This is a genomic window from Actinopolymorpha sp. B9G3 (assembly GCF_040120725.1).
In the GTDB taxonomy this organism is placed as follows: Bacteria; Actinomycetota; Actinomycetes; order Propionibacteriales; family Actinopolymorphaceae; genus Thermasporomyces.
This window is the reverse complement of the sequence record NZ_JBEEAB010000100.1, coordinates 1-348: the sequence shown is the minus strand read 5'-3', so window position 1 is coordinate 348 and position 348 is coordinate 1. Positions and strand designations below refer to the sequence as shown.

Sequence of the window (348 nt, the reverse complement as noted above, 5' to 3'; positions counted from 1 at the left end):
GAGCGTTCTTCGCCGCCCACGGCATCACTCGGATCACCCGCGTGGTCACCGACAACGGACCCAACTACCGCGCCGCCGCCTTCGCCCGCACCATCGCCGCGTTCGCCTCCCGCCACCAACGGATCCGGCCCTACACCCCACGCCACAACGGCAAAGTCGAGCGCTACCAACGGATCCTGGCCGAAGAACTCCTCTACGCCAGAGTCTGGACCAGCGAAACCCAACGCGCCGAAGCCATCCAAGTCTGGAACATCCACTACAACTACCATCGCCCACACACCGCCGTCGGAGACCAACCCCCAGCCTCACAACTCCACCACGGCGTCACCAACCTCCTGATCGGGAACA

1 protein-coding gene is annotated in these 348 nt (G+C 64.7%); it reads left to right on the top strand.

Translation table 11 applies throughout. The features are described from left to right. Positions 1-348, top strand: a 348-nt coding sequence (locus tag ABNF93_RS34760) for an integrase core domain-containing protein (protein WP_349332519.1), incomplete at both ends; no start/stop codon positions are given.